Source organism: Streptomyces sp. NPDC051211 (genome assembly GCF_040689505.1).
Lineage (GTDB): Bacteria > Actinomycetota > Actinomycetes > Streptomycetales > Streptomycetaceae > Streptomyces.
The window spans coordinates 52,501-70,912 of record NZ_JBFBAV010000029.1; the positions used below are offsets into that span (position 1 = coordinate 52,501).

Annotated in this window: 13 protein-coding genes and 1 pseudogene; 2 read left to right on the plus strand and 12 right to left on the minus strand. The window is 71.7% G+C overall.

Features of this window, described 5'->3' with window-relative positions:
- Window positions 1–8: 8 nt before the first annotated feature.
- The 6 genes and pseudogenes from AB0447_RS25115 to AB0447_RS25140 all read right to left on the minus strand — a co-directional run bounded on the left by AB0447_RS25115 (window position 9) and on the right by AB0447_RS25140 (window position 5,339).
- Complete coding sequence (locus AB0447_RS25115) at window positions 9–566, minus strand: hypothetical protein (protein WP_366479003.1); 558 nt, start codon at window positions 564–566, stop codon at window positions 9–11.
- Window positions 567–643: 77 nt separating this feature from the next.
- Window positions 644–1,936, minus strand: a pseudogene (locus tag AB0447_RS25120) (glutamate-5-semialdehyde dehydrogenase); the annotation flags it as partial.
- A 276-nt stretch (window positions 1,937–2,212) separates the two neighbouring features.
- Window positions 2,213–2,599, minus strand: coding sequence for a hypothetical protein (locus AB0447_RS25125; RefSeq protein WP_366479030.1), 387 nt, complete (start codon window positions 2,597–2,599; stop codon window positions 2,213–2,215).
- A gap of 96 nt (window positions 2,600–2,695) precedes the next feature.
- Entirely contained in the window at window positions 2,696–3,784 is a 1,089-nt protein-coding gene (proB, locus tag AB0447_RS25130) for a glutamate 5-kinase (protein WP_366479031.1), read from the minus strand.
- 185 nt (window positions 3,785–3,969) lie between these two features.
- Window positions 3,970–4,401 (minus strand): GtrA family protein, encoded by a 432-nt coding sequence (locus tag AB0447_RS25135; protein WP_366479004.1) that lies wholly within the window; start codon window positions 4,399–4,401, stop codon window positions 3,970–3,972.
- Complete coding sequence (locus AB0447_RS25140) at window positions 4,398–5,339, minus strand: glycosyltransferase family 2 protein (protein WP_366479005.1); 942 nt, start codon at window positions 5,337–5,339, stop codon at window positions 4,398–4,400. Before AB0447_RS25140 ends, AB0447_RS25135 begins: the two co-directional genes overlap by 4 nt.
- Window positions 5,340–5,467: 128 nt before the next feature.
- Here AB0447_RS25140 and AB0447_RS25145 point away from each other — a divergent pair, with 128 nt between their 5' ends.
- Window positions 5,468–8,338: a bifunctional glycosyltransferase family 2 protein/CDP-glycerol:glycerophosphate glycerophosphotransferase gene (locus AB0447_RS25145; RefSeq protein ID WP_366479032.1), complete on the plus strand. Its 2,871-nt coding sequence runs from the start codon at window positions 5,468–5,470 to the stop codon at window positions 8,336–8,338.
- Window positions 8,335–9,489: a glycosyltransferase gene (locus AB0447_RS25150; RefSeq protein ID WP_366479006.1), complete on the plus strand. Its 1,155-nt coding sequence runs from the start codon at window positions 8,335–8,337 to the stop codon at window positions 9,487–9,489. Before AB0447_RS25145 ends, AB0447_RS25150 begins: the two co-directional genes overlap by 4 nt.
- Before the next feature lie 66 nt (window positions 9,490–9,555).
- Here the strand turns inward: AB0447_RS25150 and galE are convergent, their stop codons facing one another.
- The 6 genes from galE to AB0447_RS25180 form a co-directional block, all read right to left on the minus strand.
- Window positions 9,556–10,551, minus strand: coding sequence for a UDP-glucose 4-epimerase GalE (gene galE, locus AB0447_RS25155; protein WP_366479007.1), 996 nt, complete (start codon window positions 10,549–10,551; stop codon window positions 9,556–9,558).
- A 26-nt stretch (window positions 10,552–10,577) separates the two neighbouring features.
- The gene (locus tag AB0447_RS25160; RefSeq protein ID WP_366479008.1) at window positions 10,578–12,185 is read right to left on the minus strand and encodes a glycosyltransferase; all 1,608 of its coding nucleotides are present in this window, start codon (window positions 12,183–12,185) and stop codon (window positions 10,578–10,580) included.
- Window positions 12,186–12,219: 34 nt separating this feature from the next.
- Complete coding sequence (gene obgE / locus AB0447_RS25165) at window positions 12,220–13,665, minus strand: GTPase ObgE (protein ID WP_366479009.1); 1,446 nt, start codon at window positions 13,663–13,665, stop codon at window positions 12,220–12,222.
- Window positions 13,666–13,803: 138 nt separating this feature from the next.
- Entirely contained in the window at window positions 13,804–14,058 is a 255-nt protein-coding gene (rpmA, locus tag AB0447_RS25170) for a 50S ribosomal protein L27 (RefSeq protein ID WP_008738950.1), read from the minus strand.
- Between the two features lie 13 nt (window positions 14,059–14,071).
- A complete protein-coding gene (rplU, locus tag AB0447_RS25175; protein ID WP_114036861.1) occupies window positions 14,072–14,392 on the minus strand; it encodes a 50S ribosomal protein L21 in 321 nt (106 codons plus the stop codon).
- Between the two features lie 281 nt (window positions 14,393–14,673).
- Window positions 14,674–18,412: Rne/Rng family ribonuclease (locus AB0447_RS25180; protein ID WP_366479010.1), on the minus strand; the 3,739-nt coding region annotated here is incomplete at its 5' end.

An 18,412-nucleotide genomic window follows, 5' to 3' on the forward strand; every position in this document is an offset into this window, starting at 1 on the left:
TCGTACCTTCAGGGTTGGCGGCCGACCGGGTGCGTAAACGCGCCATCGCCTCTGACTTCGGTCAGGGGGGTCCTGGCGGGGGGCGGGGCCTGGCCGGAATCGCCGGAGGCGCTCCGGTAGACCGCGATGAAGGCCAGCGCGACCATGCCGATGCCCATCACGACGGCGAGCACCCAGGCGACCGGCCGCAGCCAGCGGGACCGGCCGCGGTAGGGGCGCAGGGCACCGCCGTAGGCTCCGTACGGGTCGTAGCCGTAGCCCGTTCCGTAGCCGTAGCCGTACGGGCTGTCGTAGCCGTCGTCCGGGGCTTCGCCGGGTCCGTACCCGTCCGGGTGGCCGTACGGGTAGGCGTCGAAGGGGTCCTCGTCGCCCGGGCGGCCGCCCGCGACGGCGCGCGCCGCCTCCGCCTCGCGCAGCCGCTCGGCGGCGCTCGGCTCATGGATCTCGGCGCTCCGGACGAAGTCCTCGTCGAACACCACGGAGGCGAAGTCCTGATCCGCGCCTCCGCGGTCGTCGTCGGGTTCCCCGTGGTCCGGGAACGGCTTGCCCCCCACGTCGTCCGGCACGGATCCAGCGTAGACCTGGGCAGCGGTTTTGGGCAGGGCATGGACCGGAATTCGGCCACGCGGAGTCTGCCCGGTGGTTACCGCACGTGACCGTCGCCGGTGACGATGTACTTGGTCGAGGTGAGCTCGGGGAGGCCCATGGGGCCCCGGGCGTGCAGCTTCTGGGTGGAGATGCCGATCTCCGCGCCGAAGCCGAACTGGCCACCGTCGGTGAACCGGGTGGAGGCATTCACGGCGACCGTGGTCGAGTCGACCAGCTGGGTGAAGCGGCGGGCCGCGGCCTGCGAGGTGGTGACGATGGCCTCGGTGTGCCCGGAGGTCCAGCGGCGGATGTGGGCCACGGCCTCGTCGAGGGAGCCGACCACGGCGGCGGCGATGTCGTACGAGAGGTACTCGGCGGCCCAGTCCTCGTCGGTGGCGGGCAGGGCGGTCGCCTTGGTGTTCTCGGCGGCCGCGAGGATCCGGGCGTCGCCGTGGACGGTGACGCCGGCGTCGGCGAGCGCATCGAGGGCGAGCGGCAGGAAGGCGTCTGCGACGTCCTGGTGGACGAGGAGGGTCTCGGCGGCGTTGCAGACGGAGGGCCGGCTGGCCTTGGAGTTGACGAGGATCTGCACGGCCATGTCGAGGTCGGCCTGCGCGTCGACGTAGACGTGGCAGTTGCCGGTGCCGGTCTCGATGACCGGGACGGTGGACTCCTCCACCACGGTCTTGATGAGGGAGGCGCCGCCGCGCGGGATGAGGACGTCGACGAGGCCGCGGGCGCGCATCAGCTCGCGCACGGAGTCGCGGGACTCGCCGGGGACCAGCTGGATGGCGTCGGCGGGGATGCCGGTGCTCTCGACGGCGTCGCGGAGGATGCCGACGAGGGCGGTGTTGGAGGCGTACGCGGAGGAGGAGCCGCGGAGCAGGACCGCGTTGCCGGACTTCAGGCAGAGGGCGGCGGCGTCCACGGTGACGTTGGGGCGGGCCTCGTAGATGATGCCGACGACGCCGAGGGGGACGCGGATCTGGCGGAGGTCGATGCCGTTGGGGAGGGTGGAGCCGCGGACGACCTCGCCGACGGGGTCGGGGAGGGCGGCGACGTCGCGCACGTCGGAGGCGATGGCTGCGACGCGCTCGGGGGTGAGGGTGAGGCGGTCGATGACGGTCTCGCTGGTGCCGGCGGCCCTGGCCTTCGCGATGTCCTGCGCGTTGGCCTCGACGATCTCGGAGGTACGGGCCTCCAGGGCGTCCGCGATCGCCAGCAGGGCGGTGTCCTTGGCGGAGCGCGGGAGGGGGGCGAGGGCGGCGGCGGCCGTGCGGGACCGCTGGGCGGTGGCGAGGACGGGAGAGGTGGCGGCATCGAGCGAGGTCATGCCGCCCAGGGTAGTCCTCGACCGTGGCCCGGCCGACGGGGTTTCACCCCGCGAGACGGTGTCCGGCTACGGCCGCCGCCTCGGCGGCCGGACCGCTGCGCGGAGCCTTTCCCCTACCCGCCCCTTCCCGAACTGGGGCTCCGCCCCAGACCCCGCGCCTCAAACGCCGGCGAGGCCGGAAACGCTCAGCCCCCGCCGGGTCCGGGGCGGAGCCGCCGGTTTCGGGAAGGGGCGGGGTGGGGGAAGCCCCGCGCAACGGTCCAGGTTGCCGGGCCGGGCGGAACGTTCGGGTCAGTACGGGTGGACACCCACCGGGTGGGCCGGGGGTGGGCCGTAGCCCTCGGCTACGCGTTGGTGGTAGGTCGCGCGGTCGATGACCTCCAGGCCGACGATCTCCCAGGGCGGCAGCTGCGCCGAGGAGCGGTGTTCGCCCCAGAGGCGGAGGGCGACGGCCGCCGCGTCGTGGAGGTCGCGGGCCTCCTCCCAGTAGCGGATCTCCGCGTGGTCGTCGGCGTACCGGCTGGTGAGCAGGAAGGGGTGGTCGTGGGCCAGCTGCTGCAGGCCGCGCCGGACCTCCACCAGTGGCACCGGCTTGCCGGAGACGCTGAGGGTGATGTGCCACAGGCGGGACGCGTCCGGGTCCTCTTCCTCACCGCCGCCGCCCGCGACGCTGGTCAGCGCTCGTCTCACCAGTCGCCTCCTCTGCCCTGCGTGTGTGCCCGCCACCCACAGTTGACCAGTCCCCGGCCCGCCTTGCGGCGGTTTTGCAGAACCTCAGCCCTGCAGCAGAACCAGATCGTCCCGGTGGACGACCTCGCGTTCGTACTCCGGTCCGAGTTCCCGTGCGAGCTCGCGAGTGGAGCGCCCCAGCAGCTGCGGGAGCTCCTTCGCGTCGAAGTTGACCAGGCCCCGGGCGATCGGCCGGCCGTCGGCGGAGCGCAGTTCCACGGGGTCGCCGGCGGTGAAGTCGCCCTCGACCGCCGCGATGCCGGCCGGGAGGAGGCTGCTGCCGCGCTCGGTGACCGCGCGGACCGCGCCGTCGTCGAGGACCAGGTGGCCCTGGGGGGTGGAGGCGTGCTGGAGCCACAGGAGGCGGTCGGCGGAGCGGCGGCCGGTGGCGTGGAAGAGGGTGCCGGTGGTGCGGCCGGCGAGGGCGTCGGCGGCCTGGCTGGCGGAGGTGAGGACGACCGGGATGCCCGCGGCGGCGGCGATCCGGGCCGCCTCCACCTTGGTGACCATGCCGCCGGTCCCGACGCCCGCCTTGCCGGCGCTGCCGATGGAGACGTGGGCGATGTCCTCGGGTCCGCGGACCTCGTCGATCCGGGTGGTGCCTTCGAGGGACGGGTCGCCGTCGTAGAGGCCGTCGACGTCCGAGAGGAGGACGAGGAGGTCCGCGCGGACCAGGTGGGCGACGAGGGCCGCGAGGCGGTCGTTGTCGCCGAAGCGGATCTCGTCCGTGGCCACGGTGTCGTTCTCGTTGACGACGGGCAGGGCGCCCATCTCCAGCAGCTGGTCCAGGGTGCGGTAGGCGTTGCGGTAGTGGGCCCGCCGGCTGGTGTCGTCGGTGGTCAGCAGCACTTGGCCGACGCGTACGCCGTACCGGGCGAAGGAGGCGGTGTACCGGGCGACCAGCAGGCCCTGGCCGACGCTGGCGGCGGCCTGCTGCCGGGCCAGGTCCTTGGGGCGGCGGCGCAGTCCGAGCGGGGCGAGTCCGGCGGCGATGGCGCCGCTGGAGACCAGCACGATCTCCTTCTCGCCGCCGCTGCGCGCCTTGGCGAGGACGTCGACCAGCGCGTCCACCCGGTCGGCGTCGAGTCCGCCGGCCGCGGTGGTGAGGGAGGAGGAGCCGACCTTGACGACGATCCTGCGGGCGTCGACGACGCCCTCCCGTCGCCCACCGCCCTCGAACGAGGCCCTTCGGGCCGCCGCGACACCCTGACTTGCCCCTGCCACGTTCTCCCCTTGCCCGCTGAGCGTATTGAGCGAATGTCCTGCTGCCTGCCTGCTGCTCAATTTACGGGGTTGCGGGGAGGGGCCGCCTTCCGGTTTCAGACCGTGGACGTGCTGCGGGCCGGCTCCGTGTCCCCGGTGCCCGCGCGGGCGCCGGGTACCAGGATCTTGCGGGAGAGCAGGAAGGTGAACGGGATCGCGACCACGGCGGCGACCAGCGGGGCGATCTTGGTGTTCATGCCGGCCCAGGTCACCAGGGCGTACAGGCCCACGGACTGGATGACGTAGTTGGTGACGTTCGTCAGCGGGAAGAGCAGGAACTTCTTCCAGGTGGGCTTGGTGCGGTAGGTGAAGTAGGTGTTCATGAAGAACGACCCGATCATCGACAGCACGAAGGCGAGGGTGTACGCGGCGAAGTACGGCATCCACGGGTGCAGGAGCAGGTAGATGCCGAAGAAGGTGCCGGTGTTGACGCCGCCGACCAGGCCGAAGCGGATGATCTGGCCGAGCTGGTCCTTCACGGGGCTCACTGGGCGTCCGGGTCGACGCCGTGGGATTCCTTCACCAGGAAGTGCGGGCGGCGCTTGGTCTCGTAGTAGATGCGGCCGATGTACTCGCCGATCAGGCCGAGCATGCTCATCTGGACGCCGCCCAGGCCGACGATGATCGCGACGAGGGTGACGTAACCGGGAGTGGTGACTCCGGTGGTCAGCGCCTGGATGATGATCCACAGGGTGTAGAGGGCGCCGACCGCCGTCAGTGCCGCCCCCAGCCAGATGGCCAGGCGCAGCGGACGGTTGTTGAAGGAGATCAGCCCGTCCATGGCGTAGTTCAGCAGGGAGCCGAACTTCCACTTGGTCTCGCCGGCTTCGCGCTGCGCGTTCTGGTAGTCGAACGTGATCGTGTCGAAGCCGATCCAGGAGAACAGGCCCTTGGAGAAGCGGTTGTACTCCTGGAGCGAGAGGAGCGCGTCGACGGCCGGGCGGGAGAGCAGCCGGAAGTCGCCGACCCCGTCGGTGAGCTCGACGTCGACCCAGCTGTTGACCATGCGGTAGTAGAGGCGGCTCAGGGCGCTGCGGACCTTCTTGTCGCCCTCGCGGTTGCGGCGGGCGATGATCTGGTCGTGGCCGAGCGCGTAGAGGTCCAGCATCTTGCCGATCAGCTCCGGCGGGTGCTGGAGGTCGGCGTCCATGATGACGACGGCGTCGCCGGTGGCCTCGCGCAGGCCGGCGAGCATGCCGGCCTCCTTGCCGAAGTTGCGGCTGAAGGAGACGTAGCGGGTCTGCTCCGGGTTCACCTCGGCGATCTTGCGGAGCTTGGACAGCGTGCCGTCGCGGCTGCCGTCGTCGACGTAGCAGACCTCGTACTCGACGGGGAGGGAGTCGAGGACCTTGCGGATCTCGAGGTCGAAGCTGTCGATGACCGCTTCTTCGTTGTAGCAAGGAACGACTACGGACAGCTTCGTCATGAACACTTCCTGCTGGGTCAGATCCGCATGCCCTAGAAGTATGCACGCCCGCAGGTCGGCTGCCGGAGTCGAGGGCAACACAGGGTAGCTTTGACGGGTTGAGCGGAACGGAACAAATAGGGATCGAGGTGCACGTGCCTGACGTCTCCGTGGTCGTCATCGTCTACAACGACGCAGAGCGTCTGCCGACAGCCGTCCAGTCGGTTCTGGACCAGACCCTGCACGGGGTCGAGGTCGTGATCGTCGACGACTGCAGCAAGGACCGGTCGTTCGAGGTGGCGCAGGGTCTCGAAGCAGCGCATCCGGGCAGAGTGCGCGCCTTCCGGCTGCCGCAGAACAGCGGCGGCTGCGGAGCCCCCCGCAATCACGGCATCCAGCAGGCCACCGGCACGTACGTCATGTTCCTGGACAGTGACGACGTCCTGGAGCGGAACGCCTGCCGGAACATGCTGGAGGCCGCCGAGCGGACCGGCTCCGACCTCGTCTCGGGCATGTGCGTGCGCGTCCACCTCGACAACCGGTGGGGCAAGACCACCGAGTGGTACCCGTGGATCTACTCGCGCACCCGGACCCTGGAGTCCATCACCGAGTACCCGGACCTGCTGGTCTACGACACCCTCTCGACGAACAAGTGCTACCGGCGCGCGTTCCTGCTGGAGCAGGGCCTCGAGTTCCCGGTCGGCATCCACTACGAGGACCTGCTGTTCTCCGCGCAGGCGTACGTCGCCGCGAGCCGGATCACGCTGATCCCCAACCACGTCTACTTCTGGAACGTGGTCGAGAAGGCCGCCGCCAAGTCGATCAGCAACCGGCGCCACGAGATCGCGAACTTCGTGCACCGCATGGAGATCCACCGCCGGGTCGACGAGCTCCTCGAGTCCAAGGGCCACGACGAGATCAAGTCGGCCAAGGACACCAAGTTCCTCAAGCACGACCTGGTGCTGCACCTGCGCGACCTGCACCTGGTGGACGACGACTACCGGCAGGAGTTCGCCCGGCTGGCCAACGGCTACCTGGAGGGCATCGACCCGGCCGCGTACGACCACGTCAACCACCTCCAGGCGATCTGCGCCTACCTGCTCGGCAAGGAGGACTGGGAGAACCTGATCCCGGCCGCCGAGTCGATGACCAACCGGGGCCGGCTCACCTCCGCGCTCGCGGAGCGCGACGGCCGCATCTACTGGTGCGGCGAGCATCTGGACGACGCCGAGGCCCGCCGGATACTGGACGTCACCGAGCAGGGCCTCCACACCGCCCCGCTCGGCTCGCTCGCCCTGGGCAACCGGCTGACCTCGTACGAGGACGACGGGCGCGGCACGGTCACGATGTCCGGCGCGGTCGTCAACCCGCTGGGGCGGATCGCGGCGGACGCCCCGCTGAAGGCGGAGCTGGAGTTCCGGGCCCGCCGGCAGATCGGTGTGAAGTCGTTCAGCTTCCCGGTGGAGACGCTGGTGCACGCCGGTGACACGATCGAGTGGACCGTGAAGGCCGATGTCGGCCGGACCGTCCGCCCGCTCGGCATCATCGACGCGGTGTGGGACGTCCGCCTGAAGCTGACGGCCGGCGGCGCCCGGATCACCACCCGGGTCGCGGTCGGCGGGGTCGACCTGGAGGAGGCGGCCGCGCTGCGGGTCCGCCCCCGGCTGACCCGACTGGTCTCCGACCGCTTCGAGCCGGAGATCACCAAGAAGGGCAACCTCTCCTACGTGCTCACCGCCGAGGGCGCGGCCGCCGTCCGCACCCAGTCGCTGATCAACAACGCGATGCACGGCAGAGCAGCCGGCCTTGTGAAGCGGAGCCTGAAGAAGGCCCTGAAGACCAAGCGGAACATCGGCTCCGGCGAGCAGAAGGTGAAGGCCTACCACGAGGTCTTCTCGAAGCTGCCCGTCAAGAAGGGCCTGGTCGTCTTCGAGAGCCACATGGGCAAGCAGTTCAGCGACAGCCCCAAGGCGATCTACGAGGAAATGGTCCGGCAGGGCGTCCCGTTCGAGGCCGTCTGGTCGTACGCGGGCGCCAAGCCCACCGGCTTCCCCAAGGAGGCCACCCTGGTCAAGCGGTGGAGCTGGCAGTACCTGCGGGCGCTGGCCCAGGCCGAGTTCTGGATCGACAACCAGGGCTTCCCGCTGGCCCTGGCCAAGCGGCCGGGCACCACCTACATCCAGACCTGGCACGGCTCGGCGCTCAAGCGGATGGGCTTCCACGAGCCGCGCACCAAGGCGCTCGGCCAGGACGGGCAGGCCAAGTTCCAGAAGGCCGTGGACCGCTTCGACCACTTCCTCATCCGCTCCGAGCACGACGCCCGCACCCTCGCCAAGGGCTTCCGGCTGCGCGACGAGGTGCTGCTGCGCACCGGCTACCCGCGCAACGACGCCCTGGTGGCGGCCCACCGCGCGGAGACGGACAGCGGGGAGCGGGTGCGCGGACCGCTCGCGGCCGATCTGGGCATCGACCCGGAGAAGAAGGTGCTGCTGTACGCGCCGACCTTCCGGGCCGCCGCGGACGGTTCGGTGGAGGGCTTCGAGTTCCCCTTCGACGTCGAGGAGTTCGCCGAGCAGCTGGGGGACCGTTTCACCCTGCTGGTGCGCACCCACTACCTGAACAGCGTCACCCTGCCGCCGTCGGTGGCGGGCCGGGTCATCGACGTGTCCAAGCACCACGACATCACCCCGCTGCTGGCCCTGGCCGACGGTCTGATCACCGACTACTCGTCCGTGATGTTCGACTACGCGGTCCTGGACCGGCCGATGCTGTTCTTCGCCTACGACTACGAGGCGTACGCGACGGACATCCGCGGCACCTACTTCGATCTCAAGGAGAAGGCGCCCGGCCCGGTGGTGGCCACGGCGGACGAACTGCTCCAGGCGATCGCCGCCTTCGAGGAGGCGGACGCCAAGTACGCGGATGCGCGGCAGCGTTTCCTCGCCGAGTTCGGTGAGTACGACCGCGGTGACGCCGCCCGCCAGATCGTCGAGAAGTTCTTCAAGGAGAGCGGCAAGTGAGCCAGGGCCGTGACGTCTTTTTCGTCTCCAACAGCGTCGACGAGATCGGCGGTGTGACCACCTGGTCGCACCAGATGGCCCGGCTGCTCAGCGACCGCGGCCACCGGGTGCACGTCATCGGCATCGCGCCGGTGGAGGAGTCGATCCGCCAGCAGTTCCCGGCCGGACTGCCGTACGAGGCAACCACCCTGTACGACGTACGGCCCCCCTCGCCGCGCGCACTGCGCGGCCTCAAGGGGAAGCTGAACGCCCCCGAGCGGCGCCGCCAGGCGGCCCGCCGGGCCGGGATGCGCGAGCAGGCCGAGAAGCTGAACACCCTGTTCCGGGCGGCGGCGCCGGGTGCCGTGGTGATCTGCACGCAGGTCTGGGCGATGGAGTGGGTGGCGCTCGCCGACACCAAGGGGCTCACCGTCATCGGGATGAGCCACGAGTCGTACGAGGCCAGCCACAAGTCCTCGCGGGCGGCCCGGGTCCGCCGGTTCTACAAGGACGTGGACCGGCTGCTGGTGCTCACCCCGGAGGACGCGGACCTGTGGATCCGCTCCGGGATGGACAACGTGGGCTCCATGCCGAACCCGCTGCCGTTCATGCCGGACGCCCCCGCCCCGCGCGAGGCGAAGGTGGTGGCCTCGGTCGGCCGCCTCGCCTTCGAGAAGGGCGTGGACCTGCTCCTGGACGCCTGGTCCGAGGCGGCTCCGCAGCACCCGGACTGGACGCTGCGGATCTACGGCGCGGGCGCGGAGGAGCCGACGCTGCGGGCGTACTGCACCTCGCTGGGCCTGGACGACTCGGTCGAGTGGATGGGCAGCACCTCCGATGTGCTGGGCGCACTGCAGGGGGCCTCGGTGTTCGCCCAGGCGTCCCGGGCGGAGGGCTTCCCCATCACCCTGCTGGAGGCGATGGCGGCGGGCGTGCCGCCGGTGGCCTTCGACTGCGCCCCGGGCGTCCGCGAGATCGTGTCGCACGGCGAGGACGGGCTGCTGGCCCGGCTGGGCAACACGATGGAGCTGGCCGGGCACCTGGACCGGCTGATGTCCGACCGGAACCTCCGGGACCGGCTGGGCGACGCCGCCTTCCGCGATGTGAAGCGCTACTCCAGCCCCGAGATCACCGACCGGTGGGAAGAGCTGTTCGCCTTCCTGCAGCGCTGATCCCGGCCCGTACGAAAAGCCGCCCGCCCCGGGAGACCGGGGCGGGCGGCTTCGTCGTACGGGGGATCAGCGCTCGTGGTGGACGGCGGTCTTGTTGGCCTGCCAGCCCGCCCAGGCCGAGGCGATCATCTCGCGGACGTCGTGGCGGGCCTTCCAGCCCAGCTCGGCGGCGATCCGGTCGGCCGAGGCCACCACCTTCGCCGGGTCGCCGGGACGGCGCGGGGTGACGACCGGGGCGTGGCTGTGCCCCGTGTTCTCGTTGAGCAGCTCGACCATCTCGCGGACGGAGACGCCCTCGCCGCGGCCGATGTTCACGGTCAGGTCCTTGTAGTCGCCGGCCGCGGCCCACTGGGCGAGCTTGCGGGCGGCCACCAGGTGGGCGTCCGCGAGGTCCTCGACGTGGATGTAGTCGCGGATGCAGGTGCCGTCCGGGGTCGGGTAGTCGTCGCCGAAGATCCGGGCGCCCTCGCCCTGGTCGAACCGCTCGAAAACCATCGGGACCAGGTTGAACACACCGGTGTCGGCGAGCTCGGGGGCCGCGGCACCGGCCACGTTGAAGTAGCGAAGGCAGGCGGTGGAGATGCCGTACGCCTTGCCGGCCGCCCGGACCAGCCACTCGCCGGCCAGCTTGGTCTCGCCGTACGGGCTGAGCGGGGCGCAGGGGGTGTCCTCGGTGACCGAGTCCACGTCCGGCATGCCGTACACGGAGGCCGAGGAGGAGAACAGGAAGTTGCGGATGCCGGCCGCGGCGACCGCGCCCAGCAGGACCTGCAGGCCCTCCACGTTCTCGTGGTAGTAGTACAGCGGCTTCTCGACGGACTCGCCGACCTGCTTCTTGCCGGCCAGGTGCACCACGCCGGTGATCTTGTGTTCGCGGATGGCCTCGTCCAGCGCCAGCCGGTCCAGGACCGAGCCGATCACCAGTGGGACGCCCTCCGGGACACGGTCCTCGTTGCCCGTGGACAGGTCGTCGAAGACGACGACCTTCTCCCCCGCGAGCAGCATCGCGCGGACGACATGCGAGCCGATGTATCCGGCGCCACCGGTGATCAGAAACGTCATGGGGTCTCCTGAGTCCTGTCCGTTGTCTAGCGTGCCCCGCGGCCCATCCGGGCCCTGCGGAGGCGGTTGCGTACGAGATTGGCCGCGCCGTCGGCGCCGGGCGCCAGCCGCAGTGCGAGCGATCCGGCGGCCGTCCGGTACGGCTGCGCCAGCAGAACACCGTACCGGCTGCTGGGCAGCGCCCGACGACGCAGCAGGTCACCGAGCGGGCGCAGGGAGGTGACCAGGGAGCTCCCGTCGGCACACTCCACGCCGACCCGGAGGTCCCAGGCCTGCATGCCGCGCAGCCCTTGGCGGCGGCCGATGACGGCCAGCGCGGCCGGTTTGAAGGGCAGTTCGGCCGTCCAGGTGCCGTCCGCGGCGAGCTGCAGCTCCACCGGCCGGCCACTGACCGGCTCGCCGCCCGTACGGGGCAGGAAGCGCAGCTGTGCGGTGCGCGGGCCGGCCGCGGCCAGCCGCCCGTACAGGTCGTGGACGCGAACGGTGAGGGCGCCCGACCCGGCCGGTTCGGCATCGACGGTGACGGGCAGCTCGGCCGGCGGCAGGACGTCCAGCCCGTCGAGCTCGGCGGGCAGCTCCGCGCTCCACACCGGCCGGCCGTCGGGGGCCGTCGCGTACGGGGGCAGCAGGCGGGGCGGCTCGGCGGCGAACCGGGTGAGGCGCTCGACGTCGGCAGGCGGGGCGGGGGCCGCGCGCAGCACCCGGACGATCCAGCGGGCCTTGGCGGCGGCGGCCTCGACGGCGGCCTCGTCGAAGGTGTCGAGGTACGCGCGGGTCAGCTGCCACCAGGCGGCCCGGTAGTCGGGGTCCTTGCCCAGCTCGCGCAGGTACATGCGGAGGTCGTACTCGAGGAACTTGACGGCGCAGGCCTGCCCGAGCTCCTTCGAGGAGCCGCCGAGGATCCCGGCGGCCCGGCGGTGGGCCTCGATGCGGGACTGCCAGTTGCCGACGTCCTTGCGGTCCAGCGAGATGGAGACCTGGGCGGCGCTGCGCCGCACGTGCCAGACGTAGACCAGGTCGTCGATCACCGCGATGCGGGGGCCGGCGGCCAGCACCTCGGCGGTGAAGACGAAGTCCTCGTAGACGAAGCGGCCGTCGGGGAAGCGGATGCCGTGCTCGTCGAGGAAGTCGCGCCGGTAGAGCTTGTTGACGCAGAGGGTGTCGCGGACCAGTTCGGGCCGGTCCGCGGGCCGCTCGATGACGTCGCCCGCGGTGTACAGGCCGGGCATCCACGGCACGTCGTTGCCCTGCGGCAGCTCCCGGCGCACGCAGGCGCCGACGGTGACCTGCGCCCGGTGCCGCTCGGCGGCCCGCAGCAGGGCCTCGGCCGCGCCCGGCGGCAGGATGTCGTCGCTGTCCAGGAAGAGGACGTAGGGGCCGGTGGCGGCCGCGATGCCGTCGTTGCGGGGGGTGCCGCAGCCGCCGCTGTTCTCCGTGCGGTGGATCACCCGCAGGCGGGGGTGTGCGGCGGCCAGTCCGTCCAGCACCCGGGCGGTGCCGTCGGACGAGTTGTCGTTGACCGCGATGACCTCGCCGACGGCCGGGCCCTGGGCGAGTGCCGACGAAACGGCCTCGCCCACGAGCCCGGCGTCGTTGTACGCGATCACGACGACGCTGACGCTTGGGTTGCTCACCGGCCCGATCCTACGGGAGCTCCGAGGGGTCCCCTCAGAAGGGACGGAACTCGTCGAACTCCCGCTGGGCGGCGTCGCCGCGCTGGGCTTCCTTCTCCTTGCGGCGCTGGGTGGCCGGGCGGGGGGCGTCCAGGCGGTGGTCCTCGCCACGGCGGCCGAGCATCTCGGCGCCCGCCATCACGGTCGGCTCCCAGTCGAAGACGACCGCGTTCTCGTCGGGGCCGATGGCCACGCCGTCGCCCGCACGGGCACCGGCCTTCATCAGCTCGGTCTCGACACCCAGGCGGTTGAGGCGGTCGGCGAGGTAGCCCACGGCCTCGTCGTTGTTGAAGTCGGTCTGGCGGACCCAGCGCTCCGGCTTCTCGCCGCGCACCCGGTACAGGTCCTCCGCCTCGTCGTAGACGACGGTGAAGCCGCTGTCGTCCACGGCCTTCGGACGGATGACGACGCGGGTCGCCTCCTCCTTGGGCTTGCGGGCGCGCGCCTTGGCGACGATCTCGGCGAGGGCGAAGGAGAGTTCCTTCAGGCCGGTGCGGGCCACGGCCGACACCTCGAAGACCTTGTAGCCGCGCTCCTCCAGCTCGGGGCGGATCATCTCGGCGAGGTCCTGGCCGTCCGGGATGTCGACCTTGTTGAGGACGACGAGGCGCGGGCGCTTCTCCAGGCCGCCGCCGTACAGCTTGAGCTCCTCCTCGATGACGTCGAGGTCGGAGACCGGGTCGCGGTCGGACTCCAGGGTCGCGGTGTCCAGGACGTGCACCAGCACGGAACAGCGCTCGACGTGCCGGAGGAACTCCAGGCCCAGGCCGCGGCCCTGGCTGGCGCCGGGGATCAGGCCGGGGACGTCGGCGATGGTGTAGACGGTGGAGCCGGCGGTGACCACGCCCAGGTTGGGGACCAGGGTGGTGAACGGGTAGTCGGCGATCTTCGGCTTGGCGGCGGAGAGCACCGAGATCAGCGAGGACTTGCCGGCGCTCGGGTAGCCGACCAGCGCCACGTCGGCGACGGTCTTGAGCTCCAGGACGATGTCACCGGACCTGCCGGGCTCGCCGAGCAGGGCGAAGCCGGGCGCCTTGCGGCGGGCGGAGGACAGTGCGGCGTTGCCGAGGCCGCCGCGGCCGCCCTCGGCGGCGACGTAGGTGGTGCCCTGGCCGACCAGGTCGGCGAGGACGTTGCCCTCCTTGTCGAGGACGACGGTGCCGTCCGGGACGGTGAGGATCAGGTCCGTGCCGTCCTTGCCGGAGCGGTTGCCGCCCTCGCCCGGCTTGCCGTTGGTGGCCTTGCGGTGGGGGCTGTGGTGGTACTCGAGCAGGGTGGTGATGGCCTGGTCGACGACCAGGATCACATCGCCGCCACGGCCGCCGTTACCGCCGTCGGGGCCGCCGAGCGGCTTGAACTTCTCCCGGTGAACGGAGGCGCAGCCGTGGCCTCCGTTACCCGCGGCGACGTGCAGCTCGACGCGGTCCACGAAGGTGGTCATGGTTGTTCCTCCAGATTTTTACGGAAAAGTCCTGTGCGCTACAGCCTGTGTAACGCCCCGAGGGCGGACCAGCTTCCCGGCATGGCCGGGAAGACTGGGATCCGCCCTCGGTAAGTTGCGAACGCCTTGATCAGAAGATCAGGCGGCCGGAACGATGTTCACGACCTTGCGGCCACGGTGGGTGCCGAACTGCACCGCGCCGGCCTGCAGGGCGAACAGCGTGTCGTCGCCACCACGGCCGACACCGGCGCCCGGGTGGAAGTGGGTGCCGCGCTGGCGGACGAGGATCTCACCGGCGGAAACGACCTGACCGCCGAAGCGCTTCACGCCGAGCCGCTGGGCATTGGAGTCGCGACCGTTCCGGGTGGACGATGCGCCCTTCTTGTGTGCCATTGCTCAGTCCCTCTTACTTCGCAGCCGTCGGAATGCCGGTGACCTTGATCGCCGTGTACTGCTGGCGGTGACCCTGGCGACGGCGGTAGCCGGTCTTGTTCTTGTAGCGCAGGATGTCGATCTTGGCGCCCTTGTGGTGGTCCACGACCTCGGCCGTGACCTTGATGCCCGCCAGGACCCACGGGTCGCTGGTCACGGCGTCGCCGTCGACAACGAGCAGGGTCGAGAGCTCGACCGTGTCGCCAACCTTGGCAGTGGAAATCTTGTCAACTTCAACGATGTCGCCGACAGCAACCTTGTGCTGGCGACCACCGCTGCGCACGATGGCGTACACGCGGATCTCTCTCTCGCTCGATTCGGGAACTCCTGAAGCCAGCCGACCCCCGCCGAATCGCGGGGCGGCCTCCCCCGCGCCGTGAAGCCCGGGAGGTGAGGTGCTCAGGAGCTGGCGCGCACGTAGACACGCCGACGTGCAAGGTTACGTGCCGCAGCTTCGCCAGGTCAAACCGGGCTGACGGGCCGCACCGGGGACCCCCGGGGAGACGACGGTACGGCCCTGCCCGGGCACCCCTCGGGGTGCCCGGGCAGGGCCGCTGACGCGTGTGGAGCGTGCGGTCAGGCGTCTTCGGTGGAGGCCGAGACGGACGGGAGCGTCTGCTGCTCCGCCGCCGCGGTCTTCTTCGTCGCCGCCTTCTTCACGGTCTTCTTCGCCGTCGTCGTCTTCTTCGCGGCCGCCGTCTTCTTGGTGGCGGCCGTCTTCTTGGCGGCCGTCGCCTTCTTCGCCGGGGCCTTCTTGGCGGCCGTCTTGCGGGCGGCCGTCTTCTTGGCCGGAGCCGCTTCCGCGGCCTCGGCGGCCGGGGCCTCGGGCTCGGCGGCGGCCGGAGCCTCCGGAGCCGTCACGACCACGACAGCGGCCTCGGCACCCGCCGGGGAGCCGGCCGGGGCGGTGGCCTTACGGGTCGCCCGGCGCCGCGGACGGGCCGGCTCGGCCGGAGCCTCCTCGGCGACCGGCTGCGGAGCGGGCTCCGCGGCGACCGCAACGGGCTCGGCGGCGACCGGCTCGGCAGCGACGGGCTCGGCAGCCGGCGCCTCGGCCGGAGCAACGGTCTCCAGGACCGTCTCCACCGGCTTCGGGGCGCCCGCCGGGGCGGTCGCCTTACGGGTCGCCCGGCGCCGGGTACGGCCCTTCGGCGCGGCCTCGACCGTCTCCGCGGCCTCGACGGCCTCGGCGACGACCTCGGAGGCCGGCTCCAGGACGGTCTCCGCCGGCTCGGTCACCGGCTCGGCCTCCACGACCGGCTCGACGACCGGGACCGGCTCGACGACCGGGGCCTCGGCGACCGGCGCGGCGGCTGCGGCAGCGGCGCGGGGAGCGCCCGCCGGAGCGGTGGCCTTGCGGGTGGCCCGGCGGCGGCTGCGACGGCCGGACAGTCCGGCCGCGGCCTCCGCCTCGGCCGGGCTGCTGTAGAGCTCCTCGTCCGGGACGAACGAGGGCTCCGGAAGCGCCAGCGGCTCGGCGACCTCGGCCTCGACCTCGGCCGCCGTCTCGACGGCCTCGACCGTCTCCACGGCCTCGACCGCGTGGTCGTGCTCCAGCTCGTGGCCCCGGCCGCGCTTCTTCGAACGCTTGCCGTTGCCGCCGCCGCCGATCCCGGCCGGCTGCTCCATGTGCACGATCACACCGCGCCCGTTGCAGTGGACACAGGTCTCGGAGAAGGACTCCAGCAGGCCCTGGCCCACCCGCTTGCGGGTCATCTGGACCAGGCCCAGCGAGGTGACCTCGGCGACCTGGTGCTTCGTACGGTCCCGGCCCAGGCACTCCAGCATGCGCCGCAGCACCAGGTCCCGGTTGGACTCCAGCACCATGTCGATGAAGTCGATGACGACGATGCCGCCGAGGTCGCGCAGCCGCAGCTGGCGCACGATCTCCTCGGCCGCCTCCAGGTTGTTCCGGGTGACGGTCTCCTCGAGGTTGCCGCCCTGACCGGTGAACTTTCCGGTGTTGACGTCGATGACGATCATCGCCTCGGTCTTGTCGATCACGAGGGAGCCGCCGGAGGGCAGCCACACCTTGCGGTCGAGCGCCTTGGCGAGCTGCTCGTCGATCCGGTACGTCGCGAAGACGTCGACCTCGGAGGTCCAGCGGGACAGCCGGTCGGACAGGTCCGGGGCCACGTGGTTGACGTAGCCGTGGATGGTCTCCCAGGCACCGTCACCGCTGACGATGACCTTCGAGAAGTCCTCGTTGAAGATGTCGCGCACGACGCGGACGGTCATGTCCGGCTCGCCGTACAGCAGGCTCGGCGACGAGGTCGAGATCTGCTTGGACTTCTTCTGGATGTCCTCCCACTGGGCCTGCAGACGCTCGACGTCGCGGCGCAGCTCGTCCTCGCTCGCACCCTCGGCGGCGGTGCGCACGATGACGCCCGCGTCCTCGGGGACGATCTTCTTGAGGATGGTCTTCAGGCGGGCACGCTCGGTGTCGGGCAGCTTGCGGCTGATACCGGTCATCGAGCCCTCGGGCACGTAGACCAGGTAGCGGCCGGGCAGCGAGACCTGGCTCGTCAGGCGGGCGCCCTTGTGGCCGATCGGGTCCTTGGTGACCTGCACCAGGACCGACTGGCCGGACTTGAGGGCGGACTCGATGCGGCGCGGCCCGTTGGCCATGCCGAGCGCCTCGAAGTTGACTTCACCGGCGTACAGGACCGCGTTGCGGCCCTTGCCGATGTCGATGAAGGCGGCCTCCATCGACGGCAGCACGTTCTGGACCTTGCCCAGGTAGACGTTGCCGACGTACGAGGTGGCTTCTTCCTTGTTGACGTAGTGCTCGACGAGCACGTTGTCCTCGAGGACGCCGATCTGGGTGCGCTCGCCGTTCTGGCGGACGACCATGACGCGCTCGACGGCCTCACGGCGGGCCAGGAACTCGGCCTCGGTGATGATCGGGACGCGGCGGCGGCCCTGCTCGCGGCCCTCGCGGCGGCGCTGCTTCTTGGCCTCCAGGCGGGTGGAGCCCTTGATGGACTGCACCTCGTCCGTGCTCAGACCGGACTCCGCCTTCTCGCGGGCCGGGCGGGGCTCGCGGACCTTGACGACCGTACGGACGCCGTCCTCTTCGCCGGCCTCGGCCTCGACACCGGTGTCACCGGAGCGACGGCGGCGACGGCGACGGCGACGGCTGGAGCTGGAACCGAGGCCGGCGCCCTCCTCGGACTCCTCCTCGTCCTCGTCCTGCTCGGCGCCCTCGGCCTCTTCGGCCTCCTCGTCCTCGTCGGCGGCGCCACCCTCGAACTCGGCGGCCTCGCCCCGGCGGCGGCGACGGCCGCCCCGGCGACGGCGGCGGGACGGGCGCTCGCCCGACTCGTCGGCTTCCTCTTCCTCCAGCTCTGCGGCCTCGGCCTCGGCCTCGACCTCGGCCGGGACGGCTGCGGCGGGCTCGGGCTCGACGACCGGCTCCGGCGCGACGGCACCGCCACGGCGGCGGCGACGGCGGCCGGCGGGCTGCTCGACCGGGGCCTGGACCTCGGCGACGGCCTCGGCCTCGACCTCGAGCTCCTCCTCGGCCTCCTCCGCCTCGATCTGCGCGGCGGCGGCAGCGGCGGCCGCGGCGGCGGTCTCCGGGGTCTGGAACATCGGCTCGGTGAAGACCGGCGCCTGGAACACGGCTACGGCGGGGCGCACGGCACGGCGGCTGCGCGGCGCGGGGGCGGCTTCGGGCTCCGGCTGGGCGGCGGCGGCCGGCTCGGCCGGCTGTGCGGCGGCGGTGGCGCGGGTGGCGCGGCGGCGGGTGCGGCCCTTGGGGGCGTCGATGGCGTCGGCGACGGTGACGGTCGCCTTGGCGGCCTCCTTCGCCTCCTTCGGCTCCTCGACGGCGGGGGCGGCGGCCGGCTCGGTCTCGGCGGCGGGCGCCGTCACCGAACGGGTGGCGCGACGGCGGGTACGGCCCTTCGGGGCCTCCTCCACCGGAGCTTCCTCGACGACCGCGGCAGCGGCCGGAGCCTCGGCCTCGACGGCCGGAGCCTCGGCGACCGGAGCGGTCGCGGCACGGGTCGCACGACGACGCGCACGGGGAGCCGGGGCAGCAGCCTCTTCCACGGCCGGAGCGGCCGGAGCGGCCTCGGCGGGAGCAGCGGCCTCGGTCTCGGCGGCGGGCGCCGTCACCGAACGGGTGGCACGGCGGCGGGTACGGCCCTTCGGGGCCTCCTCCACCGCAGGCTCCTCGACGACCGCGGCAGCGGCCGGAGCCTCGGCCTCGGCGGCCGGAGCGGTCGCGGCACGGGTCGCACGACGACGCGCACGGGGAGCCGGGGCAGCAGCCTCTTCCACGGCCGGAGCGGCCGGAGCGGCCTCGGCG